Source organism: Rubritalea spongiae, from assembly GCF_042652385.1.
Taxonomy (GTDB): Bacteria; Verrucomicrobiota; Verrucomicrobiia; order Verrucomicrobiales; family Akkermansiaceae; genus Rubritalea; species Rubritalea spongiae.
In genome coordinates this window covers 12,395-34,220 of the sequence record NZ_JBHSJM010000001.1, presented here as the reverse complement: position 1 = coordinate 34,220, position 21,826 = coordinate 12,395, and the positions used below count along the sequence as shown (strand labels likewise).

Genomic DNA, 21,826 nt, shown 5'->3' with positions numbered 1-21,826 from the left:
CAATGAAATCCGGCATTCTTCCGCTGGAAAATGAATAAATTTGCGACAGCGATGCCGGACGTGCTCAAAGAGCACCTAAAAAAATTAACTTAAATCTCAGCAGAGAAAATCTAACAGTTCAGGAAAAGGCAGAAAACCTGCTAATTTTGACCGAACTCTGAACGGAATCTGGTGGATACTGGTAACAGGAGCCCAGTGGAATCAGCTTCCTGAGCGCTACGGAAAGTGGAATAGTGTCTATCGGTTTCATCTGCGTTGGTCTAAAAAAGGAGTCTTCAAGGAGTTACTAGAGGCCACAGCTAAACTCAAAAACGAGGATCAATTCAAAATCATTGATGGGTCTCACATTAAAGTTCACCAGGATGCTTGCTATCAATGTGACACCTCTAAAGATCAATGCTTTGGGAAAACAAAAGGTGGTCGAAACAGCAAGCTACATGCGATGACAAATAGTAATGGAAAGTTGCTAGATCTAATCCTTCGCCCAGGCAATGAAGCTGAAATAAAAACAGCTGAAGAGCTATTAGGTGAACTTGCCGACTGTATTGTACTTGCTGACAAAGGTTACGATTCAGACGCCTTGAGAGAGCATATTGAAAAGCTCGGAGGCGTGGCACTCATACCTGGGCGAAAAAATCGAAAGAAGAAGCCCTTTTATATCAAAGAAGTCGGTAAAAGGCGTCATGTAGTAGAGAACTACTTTGCTAGAATTAAGCGCTATAGAAGAATAGGCACTCGCTACGATAGATTGAGCGAGACTTTCGTATCCTTCATATGTCTTGCATCCATAATGGATTGGATTAGATAGTCAATTTTTCCACACGGCCTAGGAATCCCTACTAGAATAAAAAGAGTTGATTACAACAGTTCCTACAACACGAATAACCACGGCTTTACCCCGTCACAAGTACCTCGAAGAACATACTTCAATATAGGCGACATTACGCTCTCACTAAATGAAAAGCTCGCTAATTTCCCAGCATTAGACACCGCTATACGTAAAGGTGAACCTATATCAGTAGGGATTTCTGCGAAGCCGACAGATATCTTCCACCTATTCAGTGGAGAAACACGCCTTTATACACTCCATACAAATGAAAATAAACTTCTCACTTACCAAGACAGTATTGATCTGCTCCTTCCTTCTTGGGTCCTAGAGTTCATACTTTTCACAATCTCAGCAGTGGCATTACTATGGCATAGAACTTGTCGTAAAACTAACTTAGCGAACAAGACGCTGCATCCAACCACTCACCGTGGTTGAGTTCCGCATCTCTCTGGTAATTCTCACTCTAAACCCACAGCGCAGTTCCATGTAAAGTTCCTAGTTGGTGTCCTTTACGTCATTTATAAATGCTATTGTACTTATCTGCCTCACCTAACTCATCATAAACTTTATCTGAAGTATCATTCGCCGTGACTTTCTCAAATACGATCACACTATAGCTATCACGTTCACTTGAAGCCTCCTTTGGTGAATATTTTTTTTCAATAAACTCTACAGCCTGCCAATCTTGACTCTCTACAAAGGAGGCATACTTAATGCGATTTTCTTGTTCACAATAACTCGAATCCCAAACATACAAAGTTCCCACAGGCATTCTATAAAGCGGTGAAAATTCAAGCTCTTGCAGCTCTTTGCTAGCTGATTGATCAAGTAATAATTTCACTGCAATGTGCTTTCCTACAATTGGGCGATCGCTCGGATACTTCTGTTCAATCCACTCCAAGGCTTCTTCAATGGCATTATGGTACTCCCCTTTGGAAATCGTAGAAGCACATACTGAATATCGAAATTTCGCCTCACCTCGGTGAATCCCTTGCCAGTCTTGATACACATTCTGATGGTGATTCATGTGAATCCCTTGAAATCCTACTATGGCCACCGTTATCATGGTGAACATCCGCTTCTTTTTCTTAAAATGCTCTCTCGCAGAAATAAAGCCTTCAGCTGCTAACAATGCCACAAACGGAGCCATCGGCATCAAAAAATGGTAATAACCACCAGAAGCAAAAGCTCCCCTCCAATATACAAGTGAATGCAAAGTAAAATAACTGAGATATGTCACCAACAATAAACTCCACGGCGCCCAGTTCTTCCGAATTCCCCACATCCCGAAAAGCGCAAAAATTGAAGTCACATAGCCTACTCCAGCCATTATCAAAGGCACATAATGGTATATCGTACCGCTACCGTACATTGTCGTCGGCTCAGACGCAAAATACACAGCAAATGGAAAACTTCCATGTAAACTCAGCGCTAACACGTTGTATATCAATATTGGGGCCAACGTACTTAGCCCATACAAACTATCACGCCCCAGACTCGGCCAGAGTTCATCTACTGCCCCCTTATAATGAACCGACTGCCAGACATGGCGTAAAAAGCCGCCTGGCTGGCAACTCAACCAAATCCCCCACAACGCTGTCAGTATAATCCCTTCGTGCCTAATCAACGATAAGTAACCAAAACTCCACGCTGCGAGATGGTATCTCTGTTTAAGTGCGAGCCAAATCCCTAAGATCCAAACCAACATGAACGGCGTCTGTGTCAACACAGGATACGAAAGCTCAGGAAACCACGATTGAAAAATCAACATCAAAGGCACTATCCACAACGCTCTCACTTTCAATATTCGCCCCACTAACACCGTCAGCCAAACAGCTACAAACGCCAACACCAAAGTGTATATGCGCGTCGCCATAAGCCCAAACGGAGCCACTATACAGTGTATCAAATTCCGTCCAGGCCTCGTCCACTGATTGAATAACTGATCTTCATTCACCCACACACTCTTTGAAAAAAGATAGTGCGTCGCCTCATCATCTAGAATCCAACTCTCGTTCAATAGGAGTCGGTAAAGAATCCATACTAAGCCGAGGAAAATACTTCCCCAGAATACCCCATTTTCTGATTTAGAAAAACCTAACAAATCAATTAAGCTTACGAATTCGATGAAGCCTCAGAACTTTCAAGCATCATCACACTCTGATTCCGGCGCCAAATGCCATACTTAAAAATACAATACACCGCGCGCACACCATCTTTCCAACCAATGTGTTTACCTTCATCAAATGAACGTGGATAATACGAAACTGCCACCTCCATCACTCGTAATCTCCGTCGCGCAATTTTCGCCGTTACCTCAGGCTCAAAACCAAACCGATTTTCCTCAATCTTGATATTCTGAATCACCTCGCGACGAAATGCCTTATAGCAGGTTTCCATATCCGTTACGTAAAGATCAGTAACCATATTAGATAGCGTTGTTAGGAAACGATTCCCCATTGTATGCCAGAAGCGCAAAACCCGCCGAGGATTATCTCGTAAATAACGAGAACCATAACAAACATCACAATCACCATTGATCAATGGCATCACCACGAGTGGAAACTCATTCGGATCGTATTCTTGATCAGCATCTTGAACTATGACAAACGGCAGGGTCGCCCCCTGAAAACCAGTACGTAGTGCAGCGCCCTTCCCCTGATTCACCTCATGTCGGAGTAGCCGCACCATAGGTTCACTATCAGCTATCGTACCTACTATCTCTGCAGTTCTATCAGAAGAGCAATCATCCACCACTATAACCTCACCCACAATCGGCACCGCAAGTACAACGTCGATCACCTGAGCGACAGTCTTCTCCTCATTATAAGCCGGGATCACCACTGTTAGTGGCTTTTCAATCGAACAAGTGGGCATAACTAAGGGCTATTAGGCAAATTAACGTGCGAAGACCAAGAACTTTCTCGCTACAAAATTCACCATTGCAGAACTCACTGCAAAAGCCATTGCTGCTGCCCAATTAGCAAACCCCCAGTTCACCATCCATACCTTGCCTACCTCACCACCTATAAAACTAATAATCGAAATCAAGGTAAACACTCCAATTTCACGCCAAAAACCATACTTCCCAGGAGTAAATACCAACCATCGATTAGTAAAATATGCAAACAGGTTTGCTGGTACAAACGCCGAAAATAGAGCAATTCTCAAGTTCACCTGACGGTCCTCCACAGGCAAATCATTCGACATAAAATCAGGTGCAAACAACTGAAACATGAGCATCACCAAAACTAAAATAACTGTCGATAGCACACCGCAAAGTCCATACTTAAAGAACTGTGCCCACAATGGACCTTCCTTCATTTTCAATTCCTCAAACGCAACCTCAGGATGCAGAGGAATCTCTCCAAAAACAGGAACTATAATCGACAGCTTGTGCTTACGCTTCATCACAGAGTGCCAAGCAACAACTCAGCTAGAAATGATCAACTTGTAAAAAAAAAAAAGACGTAGCTGTTAACCAACTACGTCTCGGAAAATACTTATGGGGACGCGAAATTATCCACCGATTTCAGTGCTACCCTTAAGGGAAGCACCTTCCTCTACGCTGAACATCTTCGTCTTGATATCACCATTGATCTTAGAACTAGACTTTAGCTCACAACGATCAGACTGAATTCTACCCTCAACATTACCGTAAAGTTTTACTTCACCAGCTTTGATATCGCCCTTGATCTGCGCGTTTTCACCAATTGTAACCTTACCCTTATCAGAAGTAATTTCACCATCGATCTTACCATCGATGATCATGTCATTTGAAAACTTAATAGAACCAGTAATTTCGATCCCACTTGCTAGAACATTTGTTGCGTTTGCCATAATTAAACTGCAGTCTGCATAATTTTTGTCAGAGAGCAATATGGATTATTCCGAAAATCAATATTTCCCCATTCAGCTAATCACTCTTCCTCGTCCAGAGTAAATTCTGCCCACTCCACCGCCTCGCTCAGCGCTGGCACAGCTTTCTCAATTAACATCTCAAGATCTGGTTCATCTGAAGTAAAACGAAAAGCAAATAACGGCCCACCGTGCTCAATTGCCGGCTCATCGTCATCAATCGTAGATTCGCGAGCAAAGTACCAATCCAGAATCCCTTCCTTCGTATCCGGATTCCACTGCGCAATCAATTCGATCGCGGCCATTGGATCCTCCTCTCCCGCTTGGCGCTGCGCCTCAATATCCTCAGCATCACAGTCAATCCCGGCCAACATCTCTAGCTGAGTAGCATCAGGATTTTCACCCAAAATCTCTTCAATATCCGTATAGTCCTGAGACGTTCTTTTTACGATTTCCATACCCCCACCATGGCCAAGACATCACCCATCACAAGTCCCAATAACCATAATTTCCGTCACACAAAGCCCAACAAAACGCACAGTTACCCCCTCATGTAAGGTCTAGAACTCTAGATACTCTATTATTTCGCCCACTTTGGTGGGCTTTTTTGTGTCCTTTCTTAAAAAAGTTTTTAAAATACTTCTTCTGCGGCATTAAAAGTCAAAGTATTCACCCTAAAAACATCCCTAAAACTCAAGTTATTAATCCACTAATTCCTTTTAAAATAGATATTTAAACGCTAAGTATGTAAGAGTTATTGAATTTCAATCTTTACAAAATAACATTTTTAATAAAGTATCATCACGTCATGAAACCCGCTACCTTGATCACTGCCACTCTCATCGGTTCATTGAGCCCGCTCGCTACTGCTGCGACATCCACAGAAGCACTTCGCGCTAAGTGCAATGCCCAAGAACTCACTATCCAAGAGCTCGAAAAAGAGGTCGATAAACTCCATGCCCTCTTGGAAAAAAATAACGCAGCACCTCAAATGGCTGCTAAATCTTCAAAGACTGCTCCACAAACTGTAGGCAGTTACACCATCCGCTCTGGCGATACATTCAGTAAAATCGCGAAGAAAAATGGTATTTCTCTCAACACTCTTCTCAATGCTAACAAAGGCGTAAGCCCTAACAGACTTAGCGTGGGCCAGACCATCAACCTTCCTGGCGCGACTCCAAAAGTGTCCGCCATTGAGTCTGCTCCACCTAAAGCTGAAGTCTTGCCCGCCGTGGCTCCACCGCTTAAACAACCCAAAGTCGCCGCTAAGCCTGCGACAACGACTAAAACATACACAGTTCAGAAAGGTGATAGTCTCTACAAAATCGCCAGAGAAAACGATACGACGGTCGCGAACCTACTAGAGCTCAACCAAGGCCTCAACCCGAGCAAAATTCAGATCGGCCAAAACATTAAACTCTCTAGCGGCTCAAGCTCTTCTATCAGCAACTCTCCTTCTGCCCTCGCCAAGCAGCAAGCAACTCCTAAAAAAGCACCAGTCACTAAATCTAGCCCTGTTCCTAAAAAAGAAATAGCTAAGCAGCCTGCACCACAACCAAAGACTCAACCCGTAGCCTACGAACCAAAGCAAGTGAAAGTCCGCACCGTGTCCGTCACGCGTCAAATGACCTTCGGAGAATTCGCTTCCGCCCACGGAGCTAGTGTCGATCAGATCAACGAAATGAACGGTCTCAAGCTCACCAAAAGCACAGTTCTCGCACAAGGTTCAGAGCTCTACATTCCTAACATCCACCACTAGGAATTCTTTAAAATTCCTCCCCACAGGTTTCTAAGACAATGAAGACGCTCAGAGGCATACCGCTTCTGAGCGTTTTTCGTATATAAAATTCACCGCTATTCACAGCGTTTACACTAATTGTCGATGTTAACTTAACCTAACTAAACACCACTCCCAATTGCACTAACAATTCACGAAGTTTTTTCTCACTCAAAGCTCCTGCCATATTGATACTCGGAGCAAACAAGACAACGCGCAGCATCTCCAGGTAATAACCTGCTTCGATTAGCCCCCTATCACTCTTCCTATTTTTCCATTGCTCCATCCACGGCAAATAAAGATCAAGTACTCTATCCATTTTCTCAAGATCCTTCACCACTGGGTGCGCCTTAAGTCGTTGAGTCCGCTCTAACATTGCCTTGAAAAACAGCTCATAATCAAGCAATTGCTGCCAACCAGCTTCCACTCCAAAGCCGTCTCTAAATAGCCAGTCAATTTGTTCCTGAATGTCCTCAGCAATCTCCTCAAAATTCGGGTTGCTGCGATTCGTTTCTAACCAAGACTCTATCACACGATAGTCACCAATCGCTGAAGCCAGAGACTCGCACATTTTCTCTGCATGTAGATAAAGCTCCCCACGGCCATCATCCGCTAATTTTAAAAACTCTCCCTGCGACCTCGGTAACTTACTCTGGAAACAAGCAGCCACGATTGCTCTGAGCAAAGTAGCTTGACTCATCCCTGATTTCCCCAAATGCGGTAGATACATTTTCGCCTCCAGACTCAATGGCATCTGCTTCGAAATGTATTTCGCATGGTCAGCATTACGAAAAAGAAATAAACGGATACAGCCCTGTAGATGCGAAAACTCAGCTTCCTTTTGATCTGAAAACACCTTCACACTCACTCCATCGCCATCATCAACCAAGGCTGGAAAACCTACCCCTCTAGGAGACTCCACCCGCTCTGGTAAATCCCCGCATTCCCATGCCTTCATCCCAGAAAAATCAAATTCCGCCCCGTCTCTTCCTCGAATCGCTCCGTCATCAGCCCTTTCAGCTCATCCTGTAGCTCCGCTGCATTGTAGCCCATTCCTAACTCTTGACCATCCTCATCATACACCCACACCTTCATCCGTAACTCCTCAGGCAGCTTTTCTACCTGAAACATTCCCGCATCTATTCGCACTCCAGAATGAGCCGTCAAAAAATCTGCCAATTCTTGATACAAGCTATACCGAGGTGTCCTCCGCTCCCATTCTTCGGCAAATACACCAGCCGTTTGTGCCGCAGGATTACACGCGATGCGTTGGCTCTTTGGTAAGGATTTGATCAACAATAGTACGCGTTCCTCTAACTGCCCCATCACCCCCCACTCCGGTAACCATGTCGGAAATGTCGAAAGTAAATCAATGCTCACGCCTACCGTCACACCGTCATCAACCTCGCCCGGCGCCACTCGATAATATAAAGGATAGGTCGTCCTCACCGTAGTAGAGTTCATCAGGATACAGCGAAGTGTCAGGCAGATCTCCATATACAAAATCTTCAATCTTAGGCTTTAACTTCGAAGCATTCTTCGTCATCCACCGCCAAAATTGCTTCGCAGTACTCATGTCCTCAGGTAGCACCTTTTCAAAATACTCCACCACCGTTTCTTCACTCCACACCCCATCTCGACGACGAAGCTTTACCTCCATCGCTGCCACCTCCTCACGGAATCCTTCGATCCTTTCTAACACCTCTGGCTTCTTCTTCATTCCCCCACCTAACAAGCCATCGCGAATAAACACCGCTCGTGCCGCCTTGGGATCAATTTTTCCAAAATGCACATTTCTGCCAAGGACAATAGTTAAGCCACTGCAAACCACTCTTTCCTTGGCATACACCGCACCCTGCTTCTTATCCCAACTCGCGCTGTGGTAGCTATAACGGCAGAGCTGTAGAGCCACTTCCTCTAACCAAAGCGGATTCAGCTTCGCCACACGTCTCGCCCACAAGCGCGTAGTATCCACCATTTCATATGCCAGTATCCAATCTAGCCGCTTCTTGCCAAATAAACCCGATCCTGGGAAAATGGCAAACTCACGCCCACCCGCACCTTTGTACACGCGTTTCTCTTTGTCAAACAAGCCCACCTGTCTAGGCATCCCACCTAACAAAGCTTTGTGCAACGCATCATAATCCACCGAGTGGTTCTCGCCCTCACGCATCACATGTGTACGCCAACGAAATGCCTCCCGACCTAACACCGCCAATTCATGATGCAAATTCCCCCATTCTAACACCCTACGAAAATTTAAAAATCGCTGACGACAGAATTTGCGAAGCTGGTTCTGCCGCCACTTTCTACCATCTTTAAATTGTTGAAGTTCACACCATAAATGCACCAATGACATGAAATCGGAATCCTCGTCCTGCCATTTCTGGTGAGCCGCGTCTGCCTCCTTAGCTTTCTCCGCTGGTCGCTCGCGTGGATCCATGATGCTCAGACCACTAACAATTACTAACATCGCATCCAGACAAGCTCGATGTTTCGCTTCGATCAGCATTTTACCCAACCTTGGCTCTACCGGAATCCGCGCGAGTTGTCGCCCGATCTTAGTCAGCTCATTCTCACCATCAATCGCCCCGATCTCACGCAAGGTCTTATAACCCTCGCTGATATGCTTGCTCGACGGTGGATCTAAAAAAGGAAAATCTTCGATCGCAGCCAAACCCAGCGACTTCATTCGCAAAATCACCCCAGCCAGCGATGATCGCCGAATCTCAGGATCCGTGAACTCCGACCGCGCATCAAAATCGTCTTCCTCATACAAACGCACACAAACACCTTCACTCACGCGCCCACAACGCCCCTTACGCTGATTCGCACTCGCCTGTGATGTTTTTTCGATCTGCAGCCGCTGCACCTGCTGCGCTGGACTCCACCTACTCACACGCGCCACGCCAGTATCCACCACGTAAACAATCCCTGGAATCGTCAGCGATGTCTCCGCTACGTTCGTTGCTAACACCACACGACGTCGCGCTCCATCAGGATTGAACACCTTTTGTTGGTCTTTCAGCCCCAATCGCGCAAACAAGGGTAAAATATCCGTTCCAGCCCACTGGCGACCATCTAACACATCCAAGCACTCGCGAATTTCACGCTCACCCGGCAAGAAGACCAAGATATCTCCCTGTCTATCAGTTCTCGAAATAGTCTCGATCGAACGCGCCACGTGTCGTGCCATATCTTCACTCTGTTCGCGCGGCAGATACTCCGTCTCCACAGGAAAAGTACGTCCCTCCACATGGACCACTGGAGCACCATTGAAAAAATCAGCAAACCCACCAGCATCCAGAGTTGCCGATGAAATCAACACTTTCAGATCTGGACGACGCTCTAGAAGAATCTTCAAATACCCCAACAAAAAATCGATATTCAAACTCCGCTCATGTGCTTCATCAATAATCAATACCGAATACTGCGACAGCTCAGTATCACCTTGGGTTTCAGCTAACAAAATACCGTCTGTCATAAATTTGACCTTGGTCGACTTGTTTGTATTATCCTGAAATCGAACTTGATAACCAACCTCGCTCCCGAGTTGTACCTTCATTTCTTCTGCCACTCGCTTCGCCACACTCGCCGCCGCTAATCGCCTCGGCTGCGTACAACCCACTCTCCCCTTTAGAGCCAATTCCTGTGCATATTCCACAGCCATTTTCGGCAACTGTGTCGTCTTTCCAGAGCCCGTATCACCCACCACTACAGTGACTTGATTCTTGCGAATTGCCTCAAGAATCGTCTCTCTCTCCTTACTTACAGGAAGAGATGGATAAGTAATCTGAAGTTGCTGACCGTCCATGAGTGCAGCAAGAGGGCTATAGATCACCGCGAAATTCAAGTAAGAGATGCAAAATCTAGCTAGCAAGACGCATAAAACTCTCTAGCCTTCCCGTCAACCATGCAGAACCCGCACATTCTGATCGTCGAAGACGAACACTCCATCGCTGAAAATCTCATCTACGCCTTGGAAACCGAAAATTTCACTACCACCCACCTCGCCACCGGAAGTGAAGTCGCCCCACTCATGAAACAACAGGAATTCGATTTCCTCGTGCTTGACATCGGACTGCCTGATATACTCGGCTTCGATGTCTGCAAGGAAGTGCGTCAATTTTCGAACATACCTATTCTCTTTCTCACCGCTCGCAGCTCAGAAATCGATCACGTCCTCGGCCTCGAACTCGGTGCTGACGATTACGTAACCAAACCCTTCAGTCCTCGCGAGCTCGCTGCCAGAATTCGCGCCATCCTACGCCGATCTCAATCTCCCACTCCGCAATCTCCTGCAGACACAGCTCTCATTCATCACGATCCTTCAGCAATGCGCATCACTTGTGCTGGCTCCGAGCTCGATCTCACAGCTCACGAATACAAGCTCCTCTCCACCTTCATGTCCCAACCTGGGCGCACTTTTACCCGTGACCAATTGTTAGAACACGCTTGGGAAGACCCTGGGTCGGCCATGGATCGCACCATCGACGCCCATATCAAATCACTCCGAGCCAAACTGCGCGATGCCTCAGAACTCTGCTGTGAGCTCATCCAAACCCGCCGCGGTCTAGGCTATTGCTTCCATCTTCCAGATGAAAATTGATCCCTTCGCCCCTGTCCGCATTACGCGCTCTGTCACCGTGTTGGTTGCCGCCGTCACTCTTTTCGGTTTCTACTCACTCTATAAAAACCTAACCAATGAGTTAGAAAACCAAACCTTTCAGGCCACAGAAGAAGTACTCGTTGAAGCTGTCCATCTCTTCGCGGCTCACGTCGAAACCCACCTAGAATCGATCAATACCCTCAATCACTCCAGCCTCGAAAAAGCATTTTCTAAAGCGAAGCTGCACACCTTCAAGGCCGAAATTCACGGATTTGAAAAAACAAAAATTGGTCTCAACTTCTACCTCACTGGAGCAGATGGAATCATTCTCTTCGATTCAGGAAAACCCAACCGCATCGGTAAAGATTTCTCTCATTTCAACGATGTCCACCTTGCCCTCCAAGACAAGTACGCCACACGTTCCACCCGCGAAACCCATGACGACTCAAAAAGCTCTATCCTCTACGTCGCTTCCCCGATCAAAAACGCAGAGGGTAAAATTCTCGGCGTACTCTCACTTTACAAGCCTCAAAATGATGTCCTCCCCTTCATCGCCAAACGCCACCGCAACATCCTCCTCTCCCTCGCAGTCATCGGATCCGGAATCGCTCTCTTTATCATCGCAGTATTCATTTGGCTGTTCCGCCCACTCGGCAAACTCACAGAATACGCCCGTGCCATCAACCGGGGTGAACGCCCACGCTATCCAAACCTCGGAAAAAGTCGCGAAGCAAACACACTCGGCCGCGCTCTCCGTGACATGCGTGCTTCACTCGATGGACGCCGTTACATGGAGCACTACACTCAGATGCTCACCCACGAGCTGAAATCCCCTCTTGCGGCCGTCCAAGGAGCCGCAGAGCTGCTAGAGGAGGACATGCCAGCGGAGCAAAGAAATAAATTTCTATCTAACATTCGCAAAGAAACCAAGCGTTCGACCGAAATTATCGACGGCCTCCTCAAACTCTCACGTTTGGAAGCCGAGGACGAGCTCCACCAGCTCCACCCTATTCGCATCGCCCCCCTCTTTACTCAATTACACAAACTCACGCGCGCTCGATTCGAAGCTAAGAAACTAAATCTAGAAATCAATTGTCCACCGGAACTCGAAATTATGGGCGATGAAATGATGTTAGAAACAGCCATTGCAAACCTGCTAGAAAATGCCATCGAGTTCTCACCCCAAAATGGCACCATAACTCTCAGCGCCGAAACCTCAGGAAATCAAGCAAAAATCACCTTGCTTGACCAAGGACCCGGTCTGGCTGTATTCGTAAAAGAACGCGCCTTCGAGCACTTCTTCTCGCTTCGAGAAAACGAAAAAGGCAGTGGACTCGGGCTGGTCTTTGTAAAAGAAGTAGCCGAACTCCACTCGGGAGAAATCACCTTAGAAAATCACCCATCGGGCGGTGCCATCGCCACACTCACCCTGCCACTCAGTTCATGAACCGCCCTCGCACGCTCTTACTCACTTTACTAGCTGTACTAGTCGTCTGCCTCGCCCTACTCGCACTACGTGACTCCACGAACTCGAAAACCACCCTCACACTCTACTGCGCAGCAGGTCTCCAAGCTCCGATCAATGCAATTGTTGAAGAATACGAACAACAAACAGGAACCAGTATTCAAGTCATCTACAATGGTTCAGGAGCACTACTCAGCCAGCTTCAATTAGGCCGCGGTGATCTCTACCTTCCAGCAAACCAATCCTACATCAACCAAGCTGGGAACTACCTCACCGGCAGCGCCACTTCAGTAGTTGCGCAACAAGCCGTAATCGTTGTCCACCAATCTAACCAATCGATCCATTCCCTAAGCGACCTCAGCAAACCCAACATCAAAATCTCTTTTGCCGAAGACTCCGCTGCCATCGGCAGATACACAAAGAACCTCCTCCAGCGACACCAACTCTGGGATACGATCCAACCAAACATCATCGTCTACAAACCCACCGTCAATGGAGTCATCGAAGACGTCGCACTCCGCTCAGCCGATGCCACCATCGCATGGAAAAATACTGCACAACAATTCCCAAACATCAAAACCATCGACACTTCCATCCTGAACTCTCCTCCACAATTCGCCGCCATATCCATCCTCAAATCCTCCAACAGCAAACCACTCGCTCAAAAATTTATCACCTTCCTCACCACTCACGCCAGCAGTCAAACCATCTTCAAAAAGCACCACTACGAGATAGTTCAGTAAGGCAAAGAGAAAATACGAATGAGATAGTACCTCCATAGGCCGCTCCCCCCATCGCAACTCAAGGTCATTGTCCCTCCACACAAACAGGAGCGCTACGACTAAGACAGCACTAGACACTCCCCAGCGCTTCGCTAATCTTCCGATTCACCAATGCACGCCACGCTACCAACTAAGCCATCATCTGACCTACCGTTCTACACGACACTCTATGGCTTCACAGCACTTTACGCGGCAGTCATCATCCTTCTTGTCGCTGCCAGCGCTAGCTACATTACCTGGGCCGACCTCCTCGCGGCGGTGGGCAGTGAATCAATCCAGCAATCCCTCACTCTCACCTTCCTCACCTGCACGATATCCGCCATCCTCGCCCTCATCTTCGCGGTCCCCATCGGTTACACCCTCTCCCGCTTCCGATTTCGTGGACACACCTTGCTCGACACGATCCTCGACATCCCCATCATCCTCCCACCGCTCGTCGTCGGCCTCAGCCTGCTCATTCTTTTCAACGCCTTCCCCACTGAACAAAGTTCACTTGAAAAATGGCTCAACCAGCGCGGCCTCGAAGTCACTTTCCACATCCCAGCCATCATCATCGCCCAATTCACTATCTCGGCCGCCTTCGCTATCCGCAGCATGAAAAACACCTTTGAACAGCTATCCCCCCGTGCGGAAATGGTCGCCCTCACCCTTGGCTGCAATCGCGCCCAAGCTTTCTGGCGCGTCGCACTCCCTCAAGCTGGTCGCGGTGTGCTCGCCGCTGGAGTCCTCGCTTGGGCCCGCGCACTCGGCGAATTTGGCCCCATTCTGGTCTTCGCCGGCGCCACTCGTGGCCGCACCGAAGTCCTTGCCACCTCCGTCTTCCTCGAAGTCAACATAGGCAATCTCGGTGGAGCCGCAGCCGTCTCACTCATTCTCATCACCCTAGCCATCGCCACCATCCTCACTATCCGCCTAGTCGGGGACCGAAAGTGACAAATGAGAAATCATAAACACAACAGCCAAACATCAATAAAAACTCCATTAGTCAGACACATAAAACACAACTTCCTGAGTCCACACAAAGAATTTTGCACCATTTATCAATTCTATATGGCACCACACACCCAACGCCGCAGGCGTCTCAATTCAACATTTAACACTCAACATTAAACATTGCTGTCCGTCTCCAACATTTCTATCAGCTCAGGTAATTTCCAACTCAACTCCATTAGCTTCGAAATCCCTGATGCCCAATGCCTTTCTCTCATGGGTCCTTCAGGATCTGGGAAAACCACCATCATGGAAGCCATTTGCGGACTGCGTAAAGTACATGAAGGAGAAATCTTATTAGATAATCACGACATCACCCAGTTGCGCCCCTGTGATCGCAATGTCGCTCTCGTCCCCCAAGACAACGCCCTCTTTCCTCACCTCACCGTGCACGAACACCTAGCCTTCGGCCCCGGTCTCCAAAAATGGGAAACCGCGCAAATTCAACAACGCGTAGAACAACTCGCGACAGAACTCGGCATCTTAAACCTACTCGATCGTAAACCGAACATGCTCTCCGGTGGGGAATCCAAACGTGTGGCCCTCGGCCGCGCCCTCGCCACTCGCCCCAGATTACTCTGTCTCGACGAAGCCCTCACCGGTCTTGACGAAACCACCCATGCCGAAACTCTCGATTGCATTAAGTCCTCGATCGAACGTGAAAAAATAACCACGCTTCATATCACCCACTCTCAACAAGAAGCCAAGACTCTCGCCTCAATCAAGCTCTCGATCCACGACCTCATTGGTTAACGAAATCAGCACCATTGAGCCCTACGTACCTAGATTACCGCGCTGAACTCGAAACATTCTAGATTTTCTCACACTCATCAAAGCCGTCGCTTATAACTTATCCTCCAGATTGCTTAACGTAGTTGCTATCTTTGCCTTATTGATCGCATCGATAAATTGTCTGAGACGCCCGAAGTCATTACGACCATGTCTGAATGTGATTCTTGGCATTTCAGCTAGCTCCACTTCATTCATTTCCTCTTTCAATGGACCGCACTGAAGCATTTCTCCCGTCTTCACTATATCCGCAAAATCTTTCTTCAACTTCTCAAAATCTTTAGGGTCAATTGCGTCTTGCAAGCGAATCACTAACTTATCTCCAACATAGCGGTACGAGTGGAAATTCTTGTAGAAATCCACAATCTCTTTCACCGCCACTTCGATGTCATCGGTCACCTTGAATAGAGAAAAGTCGGACTCGGAAATCAGCCCTAAACGCATGAGATGCTCTTCGATGAATTGGTTCCAAAACTTCCAATATTTACCACCTGGGGCATCCAACAAGACGAGCGGATAGATCAAGGCCTTTCCCGTCTGAATCAAGGTCAGAGCCTCGAAAATCTCATCCATTGTGCCAAAACCACCTGGCAAAGCAACGGCCGCATCAGCTTCTTTGACAAAAGACAACTTCCTAGTGAAGAAGTAATTATAGTCTATTAACTTCTCATCTTTAGAAATAAATGGGTTTGCAGAGGACTCAAACGGCAAGGAAATATTGAGTCCAAAACTGAAATCTCGCCCAGCACCTTCATTACCTGCCGCCATAATCCCTGGGCCGGCTCCAGTAATCGTCATAAAACCCTCTTCTTTCATCCGCTGCGCAAACTTCACAGTAGTGATGTATTCAACCTCCTCCGGCTTAGTCCGCGCAGAACCAAAAATCCCAACCTTCTTCAAATGGCGATAGGGGTAAAATACCTCAGAGGAAATGCGCATCTCTTTCAACGCGCGATTCATTAATTTAAAATCGGCTTGGCTTACTGAGCTACGCGATACCCGAACTGCAGTTGTTAGCATTTCCGCCAGTAAACAGAAGTTCCCATCACGGTCCATCTGCTGTGAAATCTCCATGATTCGATCATCCAGCTTCTTCTCGCCAGTCGTTCCCACATAGGAACAGGATGCCGAGTGGATCATCCCCCCCGTAAAATCCTTCTCCTGCGGTACATCTCTATGATTGCGTTCACTCATAGAAATAACTCTAGATCGTATTCATTTAGGCCGCCACTAAATCCTGCTAGAAAATGTTATTTTTTCTTTGGAGGTCGAGAAGCTTTCCCTAAAAGACGGATCATTTCACCGTGTGGGATTGAGTCATACTTACCTGCGAGTTTGTTTGCCTCCACTTCACGCCGAACATTAGGCTGCACATCCTCCACGTAGAATCCCACTGGCACTAAATACTTTTTCGTGAACTTCCTAATATCATTCTCAGCTTCGAGTGCTAGATGCACACGTTCATCCTTTTCAAGAATCTCATGCACTACCTCAAGTTCAGAAGTGAGTAAATTCTGATCATCTAAATACGAACTCAGATAATATGCCTCCCATGGCGCTTTCTCATTCAATCCCTTAATCAGAGCACTCACTGATTTCACATAATCCAATTCTAACATTTGCGAATCTATACCATTATAACCCTCGAGAGCAGCACCATAAACTCTGGACAAGCCTTGCTCTATCAAAGGAGCACCAGCCCAGTCATGAAATCCTTTAAAGAAACGGAGACGACACTCTTTCGAAAACCCATCATGACTTTTCGAAGCTCCTGTCCTGTTAAAATCATTAGTTCCAATAAGGCTGTACACATAGGTTGAGCTTCGAAGCTTCGCATCTCTGAAATCCTTCTCCTTGAGGTAAACACCACTCCCAGACCCACAGGCCAGAACACCTGCAATCCTCTTATCTCTCTCAGCTAGAAGATAGGCCATGCGCGATCCGCCCGACATCCCTGAAGAAAACGCCATGCCCTCTATCACCGGAATGCGTTCAAAAACATCATCAGCCATTGCTGCCATTGCTATGTCTGAGTCGGCAAAGCCATTTTTAGATTCTATAGATAAGGCAATAACACACCCTAATCGATCAGCTGCACTGAGATACTTCTGCATCGGTTTGAATGATTTCCCTCCACCAGAAGCCATCACAAAACAAACAGCCCACTCTCTACCTCTATGAAACTTTTTTGGCAAATAAAGATGATATCCCCAGCGCGAATCATCGCCACAGCGCACATTTTGGCGTACCTTGCCCGCCACAGCATTAATCTCGGAAATACCCGTTTCTCCCTTATTCTTTTCCTCAATGTACTTGAGTAAGAAATCCTGATCAGCCGGCGAAAGCTGATTCATCTTAATCCTCAGCTCCGAACCGTTCTCACGTAACAACACAACTTTGTCCCAATCTGATTCGACCAATTCAGCCTGGATGCTAGTACCAGAAGTACTCGTCCATACTCGCATAGAATCAGCATGACTAATCACAGGCAGAATACAAAAAACTAGCAGTGCTAGCGGTAAGAAAAAACGAGACATAGCAATGAAAACTAGAGGAGCCCTACAAATGTTGAGGTGAAAACGATCTATAAGAAAAAAGCATAGACCCAGCATTCTGCCAAGAGCCTCGGGAAAGAAAAAACCCACACCTCAGATGAAGTGTGGGTTGAAAAATTTTAATCACCCTATCGTCTAATAAACGTCGCGACAGTAACGTTTCTCTTTCTTGAGAGTCTTGATGAAAGCCGCAGCTTCATCTTCGCTAAGACCACCGTGCTCTTGAGCTATCGTATGAAGCGCAGCATCCACATCCTTCGCCATACGTGATGCATCACCACAGACGTAAAATGCAGCCTTATCTTCGTTGAGCCATTTCCAGAGCTCTGCTCCAGCTTCGATCATGCGATTCTGGACGTAGATTTTCTCTTTCTGATCACGTGAGAAAGCTGTGCTTAGTTTTGTGAGAACACCGTCACTAGCCATTTGATCAAGCTCCTCTTTATAAAGGAAGTCTTCAGCTTCGTGTGGGTTACCGAAGAATAACCAGTTGCCACCCTTAGCTTCCGTAGCTTTACGCTCTTCTAGAAATGCACGGAACGGTGCGATGCCTGTTCCCGGTCCCACCATGATCACTGGTGTCACCATTCTCAGGCAAACGGAATGCATTGTTTGAATGAAGAATACTCCCGGATTCACTCCTTCTGAACGATCTGAAAGGAAGGAAGAGCACACACCTGCACGATCGCGGTGCTTGCTGTGGTATCTTACGATTCCAACAGTAAGATGCACTTCATTCGGATGCGCTTTCGGGCTCGATGAGATCGAATAGAGTCTCGGCTGAAGCTTCTTCAGTGAACCTACAAATTCTTCAGCATCCTCAAAATCAGCCGGATGGTCGGTAATGAGGTCGATCAATTCACGCCCCCAGCAGAAATCATCAAACGCAGCCTTGTCATCGCCTTCTACTAATGAGCGAAGGAATGGAGAACCGCTACGTTGCTGCCAATTCTGAATAAAGGTCTTATTCAAATTGCGAATATCATAGCTATAAATCAGAGCCTCGCGCAATGTACCTTCACCGCCACCAGGAAGCGGTACTTCCTCAGTCGGTTTGAAGTTCATATTACTGAGAATCTCATCCACCATGGCTTCATCATTCTGCGGATATACGCCAAGCGCATCCCCCACTTCATACTCAAGCCCTGAACCTTCCAGTGAAAATTCAATGTGGTGAGTCTCACGCGGAGATCCATCCGCATTGAGATTCACATTTTTTAGAATGGGTGCTGGGAATGGATTCTTCTTGCTATACCCATCTTCTGAAAAATCTTCAGATGCGGTTGCCGCTGGAGCTGCAGAAGCACCAAGTGCATCAAGCACCCCCTTCTTCCACTCTTCATACGGCTCATCAAAGTCCACATCACAATCCACACGTGGGAAGATGCGTGTCGCACCGAGTTGCTCAAAGCGGGTATCAAATTCGATACCACACTTACAGAAGTCTGGATATTCAGTATCTCCAAGTGCTAGAACCGAGAAATTCACCCCCTCTAAACTAGGGCGGCATCACTGAGGATCCACTCGTGGAAATCTGCTGCGTTGTCCGGTGGTTCACCGTCGCCGTACGTGGAAGTGATAATGAGAACGTTTTGCTCACTAGGGAGCTTCTCCATTTCATAAGATCCAAGATCATTGAGCTCTGGGTTAAAATTCATCTTCGCCATCGCTTTCGATAGCTTCTTACCGAGCGCTTCGGAGTTACCTGTTTGAGAACCTACGAGGATCGTAACAGGAACTGCTGGGCCAGCACTTTGACCGTCTAGTCCACGGCCGCTGGTAAGGTCATTGATGAAATTAGACACCAAGTTATTGAGCCACTGACGTTGTTCGACAGTGAATGGAGCATCATCAGGAATGTAATTCTGCTGTGACATAGTAAATCTGAGACCGAGGAATCATTTCCTCGGGGCGGCTAAATTGCTGCAAGTCCTACCAGCATGCAAGCATTGATGATGCCAGTATCAAAATATTTTGTGAAAATTGATCAATTCCCCCTCTAACTGCTAGAAAAACCTAGCCTTCACGACGTGGTCGTGTCCCCATAATCAATCGAAGCCCTACTAATGGAATCGCAGAAATAGCTAAAGCAGCTAAACCAATTTTCCAACCTGGATAAACTCGAGCTTTTTGCTTTTGCAGCCCTTCCAGAGCCTCCGCGACAACCTGCACTTTATCTGTGTAGAAAAACTCGCTCCCAGGGATCTTGTTCTTCTCCTCACCACGCATTGCCACTTTTCCGAACTCTGTGTGCACAGGCCCAGGGCAGAGCGCCAACACATTGATATTACTTTCTTTCAGCTCCATACGAATGGCTTCAGAAAAGCTACTCACGTAAGCCTTCGTTGCCGCGTACACCGCAAAATCAGGAATCGGTAACACACTCGCAAGCGAACTCACATTGATAATATCACCGAAATTACGCTGCATCATGCTAGGCAAGAGCGCATGAGTGAGCTGCGTTAGCGCATTGATGTTAAGCTCTAACATCTGCTCCAGCTTCTCCCACTCGGCGTGAGCAAATTCACCGTAATCACCCATCCCTGCATTGTTAATAATCAAGTCAGGCTTTGCTCCGTGATCAGCTAAAAGCTGAATAAATTTTGTGCGCTCCTCACGGTCGATCAAATCAACCGCGAAGTGCAACACATCTAAATGGGGAAACGCCTCTTTCAGATCACTCGCTAGCGAAAGCAAACGATCTTCACGGCGTGCGATCAGAATCATCTGATCACAGTTACCTGCGAGCTGCCTCGCAAACTCCTCACCTAATCCAGCAGAAGCGCCAGTGATGAGAACCGAACGGTACATAATGGGGGAATCTGTCACAGGTAACGAATTTCTTTGAATTATTCTCCCTGCTGAGCTTCTGGGTTGTGCTCAACAATACGAAGCGGAATGCGGGTGATTAACTCATCATCCACGCTGATATCGATGGAATAAATACCATCCTCTGGGAATGAAAGCCCTTGAAGATTAAGGATGAGGTTACGAGTCATGAATGGAACCTGGTCAGGAAGCTCGATTGGCATATCAGCAACAATTGGCATCTTATCGTCGAGTGAGCTACCGTCGGCATCGATGATGTTCACGCTAAACTTACGCTGACCACTGTCTTCCGGAGTGATGCAGAGACGCATCGCAAGGCAGCAATGTGGGTGTGTCACTGGCATTTTTGGGGCTGCAAGTGTGTCAAAGGTGCCGTTAATCACCATCTTACCATTGTAGTCAGCTGCGAAGTCGCAGAGTGTTGCAATTTGGATATCCATAAATTTTCTTTCTTAAAACAAAAGGTTTCAGTGCCTCAAATTTTCTTGAAGCGATTTAGCTATGCCAGATTTCCACGCCACGTCCAGCATGGACTTTCATAAGATTTCACCTTCTCGACTAAGCAAGCTTTTGACTTGCGTACCTAACACACTTAACGCTATCTAAAACACAAGTTGATTGTAGTAAAAATGAATCACAATCACGTGTATATCACCCCCTTAAAAAATGAAAATTAATTGGTATCAGACGTTATTAACTACGTCATTTTTTACATCCCTCTCACTAGCCACAACAGCCAGTGCGGCCATACTAGTCGATTCTTACAGCTATGGAGTTTCCCCTACCTCATCCTACCCCGATAGCGGTGGTGAGCTCACAGACGGTGTAGCCGATGTCCCAACCTGGGGACATGACACTACGATCCGCTCCGGCGACACGCCTCCTTTTGTTGGCTGGCTTAACACTAATGGCTCTATTGAGTTCTTCTTTGACCAAGACTACACCTTCGGAAGCGTCACCATCTGGGTTGCTGATAGTGATAATGCTGCTGGCGTTGGCCTCCCTAACACCATTACTGTATCAGACGCTAATTCATCATTCACCAAAACAACTACAGTAACCAACCCTGCTGGATCGGGCTATATGCTTCCTGTCACCATAGACAACCTGAACGTCACTACTGACGAATTACACGTCTCATTCACCCGAAACCACCAGTGGACCATGCTCACAGAAGTCACATTCGCAAGCGTTCCCGAACCCTCTTCAAGCTGCCTCTTAGGCATAGGCCTCACAACCCTAACCCTACACCGACGCAGAAAAACACTCCGATAAACCACACTCTCTAAGTTCAGCAGCTCTTGCTTTTAGCCAGAGCCCTCAATAGCACACCCAAAGAAGCT

At 47.0% G+C, this 21,826-nt stretch carries 21 protein-coding genes and 1 pseudogene; 8 read left to right on the top strand and 14 right to left on the bottom strand.

The window, feature by feature from the left end; genetic code table 11:
• Positions 1-127: 127 nt before the first annotated feature.
• A pseudogene (locus ACFPK9_RS00205) lies at positions 128-808 on the top strand (IS5 family transposase); the annotation flags it as partial.
• A 535-nt stretch (positions 809-1,343) separates the two neighbouring features.
• Here ACFPK9_RS00205 and ACFPK9_RS00200 read toward each other — a convergent pair.
• The 5 genes from ACFPK9_RS00200 to ACFPK9_RS00180 form a co-directional block, all read right to left on the bottom strand.
• Positions 1,344-2,705, bottom strand: a complete 1,362-nt coding sequence (locus ACFPK9_RS00200) for a hypothetical protein (RefSeq protein WP_377092504.1) — start codon at positions 2,703-2,705, stop codon at positions 1,344-1,346.
• 239 nt (positions 2,706-2,944) lie between these two features.
• Positions 2,945-3,706: a glycosyltransferase family 2 protein gene (locus ACFPK9_RS00195; RefSeq protein ID WP_377092503.1), complete on the bottom strand. Its 762-nt coding sequence runs from the start codon at positions 3,704-3,706 to the stop codon at positions 2,945-2,947.
• Positions 3,707-3,727: 21 nt separating this feature from the next.
• Positions 3,728-4,240: a GtrA family protein gene (locus tag ACFPK9_RS00190; RefSeq protein ID WP_377092502.1), complete on the bottom strand. Its 513-nt coding sequence runs from the start codon at positions 4,238-4,240 to the stop codon at positions 3,728-3,730.
• Positions 4,241-4,348: 108 nt separating this feature from the next.
• Complete coding sequence (locus ACFPK9_RS00185; RefSeq protein ID WP_377092501.1) at positions 4,349-4,669, bottom strand: bactofilin family protein; 321 nt, start codon at positions 4,667-4,669, stop codon at positions 4,349-4,351.
• An 80-nt stretch (positions 4,670-4,749) separates the two neighbouring features.
• On the bottom strand, positions 4,750-5,145 hold the full coding sequence (locus tag ACFPK9_RS00180) for a hypothetical protein (RefSeq protein WP_377092500.1): 396 nt from the start codon (positions 5,143-5,145) through the stop codon (positions 4,750-4,752).
• 350 nt (positions 5,146-5,495) lie between these two features.
• Here ACFPK9_RS00180 and ACFPK9_RS00175 point away from each other — a divergent pair, with 350 nt between their 5' ends.
• Entirely contained in the window at positions 5,496-6,446 is a 951-nt protein-coding gene (locus ACFPK9_RS00175; protein ID WP_377092499.1) for a LysM peptidoglycan-binding domain-containing protein, read from the top strand.
• Between the two features lie 136 nt (positions 6,447-6,582).
• Here ACFPK9_RS00175 and ACFPK9_RS00170 read toward each other — a convergent pair whose 3' ends face one another.
• The 3 genes from ACFPK9_RS00170 to hrpA are packed head-to-tail and all read right to left on the bottom strand — an operon-like array spanning position 6,583 to position 10,305.
• On the bottom strand, positions 6,583-7,422 hold the full coding sequence (locus ACFPK9_RS00170) for a DUF3418 domain-containing protein (RefSeq protein WP_377092498.1): 840 nt from the start codon (positions 7,420-7,422) through the stop codon (positions 6,583-6,585).
• On the bottom strand, positions 7,419-7,928 hold the full coding sequence (locus tag ACFPK9_RS00165; RefSeq protein ID WP_377092497.1) for a DUF3418 domain-containing protein: 510 nt from the start codon (positions 7,926-7,928) through the stop codon (positions 7,419-7,421). The genes ACFPK9_RS00170 and ACFPK9_RS00165 overlap by 4 nt, the downstream gene beginning before the upstream one ends.
• Complete coding sequence (hrpA, locus tag ACFPK9_RS00160; protein WP_377092496.1) at positions 7,864-10,305, bottom strand: ATP-dependent RNA helicase HrpA; 2,442 nt, start codon at positions 10,303-10,305, stop codon at positions 7,864-7,866. The genes ACFPK9_RS00165 and hrpA overlap by 65 nt, the downstream gene beginning before the upstream one ends.
• Positions 10,306-10,377: 72 nt before the next feature.
• Between hrpA and creB the strand changes: the two genes are divergently transcribed.
• The 5 genes from creB to ACFPK9_RS00135 all read left to right on the top strand — a co-directional run bounded on the left by creB (position 10,378) and on the right by ACFPK9_RS00135 (position 15,063).
• Positions 10,378-11,073, top strand: coding sequence for a two-component system response regulator CreB (gene creB, locus ACFPK9_RS00155; protein ID WP_377092495.1), 696 nt, complete (start codon positions 10,378-10,380; stop codon positions 11,071-11,073).
• Positions 11,063-12,520 (top strand): two-component system sensor histidine kinase CreC, encoded by a 1,458-nt coding sequence (gene creC / locus ACFPK9_RS00150; RefSeq protein ID WP_377092494.1) that lies wholly within the window; start codon positions 11,063-11,065, stop codon positions 12,518-12,520. The genes creB and creC overlap by 11 nt, the downstream gene beginning before the upstream one ends.
• Complete coding sequence (gene modA / locus ACFPK9_RS00145; protein WP_377092493.1) at positions 12,517-13,281, top strand: molybdate ABC transporter substrate-binding protein; 765 nt, start codon at positions 12,517-12,519, stop codon at positions 13,279-13,281. Before creC ends, modA begins: the two co-directional genes overlap by 4 nt.
• A gap of 150 nt (positions 13,282-13,431) precedes the next feature.
• On the top strand, positions 13,432-14,253 hold the full coding sequence (locus ACFPK9_RS00140; RefSeq protein WP_377092492.1) for an ABC transporter permease: 822 nt from the start codon (positions 13,432-13,434) through the stop codon (positions 14,251-14,253).
• Between the two features lie 180 nt (positions 14,254-14,433).
• Positions 14,434-15,063, top strand: a complete 630-nt coding sequence (locus ACFPK9_RS00135; RefSeq protein WP_377092491.1) for an ABC transporter ATP-binding protein — start codon at positions 14,434-14,436, stop codon at positions 15,061-15,063.
• A 90-nt stretch (positions 15,064-15,153) separates the two neighbouring features.
• Here ACFPK9_RS00135 and ACFPK9_RS00130 read toward each other — a convergent pair whose 3' ends face one another.
• The 6 genes from ACFPK9_RS00130 to ACFPK9_RS00105 form a co-directional block, all read right to left on the bottom strand.
• The gene (locus ACFPK9_RS00130; RefSeq protein WP_377092490.1) at positions 15,154-16,293 is read right to left on the bottom strand and encodes an LOG family protein; all 1,140 of its coding nucleotides are present in this window, start codon (positions 16,291-16,293) and stop codon (positions 15,154-15,156) included.
• Between the two features lie 56 nt (positions 16,294-16,349).
• Positions 16,350-17,636, bottom strand: coding sequence for an alpha/beta hydrolase family protein (locus ACFPK9_RS00125; RefSeq protein WP_377092489.1), 1,287 nt, complete (start codon positions 17,634-17,636; stop codon positions 16,350-16,352).
• A gap of 153 nt (positions 17,637-17,789) precedes the next feature.
• Entirely contained in the window at positions 17,790-19,142 is a 1,353-nt protein-coding gene (locus tag ACFPK9_RS00120; protein ID WP_377092488.1) for a sulfite reductase subunit alpha, read from the bottom strand.
• A 5-nt stretch (positions 19,143-19,147) separates the two neighbouring features.
• Complete coding sequence (locus ACFPK9_RS00115) at positions 19,148-19,531, bottom strand: flavodoxin domain-containing protein (RefSeq protein ID WP_377092487.1); 384 nt, start codon at positions 19,529-19,531, stop codon at positions 19,148-19,150.
• 139 nt (positions 19,532-19,670) lie between these two features.
• Positions 19,671-20,465 (bottom strand): SDR family NAD(P)-dependent oxidoreductase, encoded by a 795-nt coding sequence (locus ACFPK9_RS00110; RefSeq protein WP_377092486.1) that lies wholly within the window; start codon positions 20,463-20,465, stop codon positions 19,671-19,673.
• Between the two features lie 38 nt (positions 20,466-20,503).
• Positions 20,504-20,923: a DUF6941 family protein gene (locus ACFPK9_RS00105; protein WP_377092485.1), complete on the bottom strand. Its 420-nt coding sequence runs from the start codon at positions 20,921-20,923 to the stop codon at positions 20,504-20,506.
• A gap of 226 nt (positions 20,924-21,149) precedes the next feature.
• On the opposite strand from ACFPK9_RS00105, the gene ACFPK9_RS00100 reads away from it, so the two are divergent.
• Positions 21,150-21,758, top strand: coding sequence for a PEP-CTERM sorting domain-containing protein (locus tag ACFPK9_RS00100; RefSeq protein WP_377092484.1), 609 nt, complete (start codon positions 21,150-21,152; stop codon positions 21,756-21,758).
• The last annotated feature ends 68 nt before the right edge of the window (positions 21,759-21,826 follow it).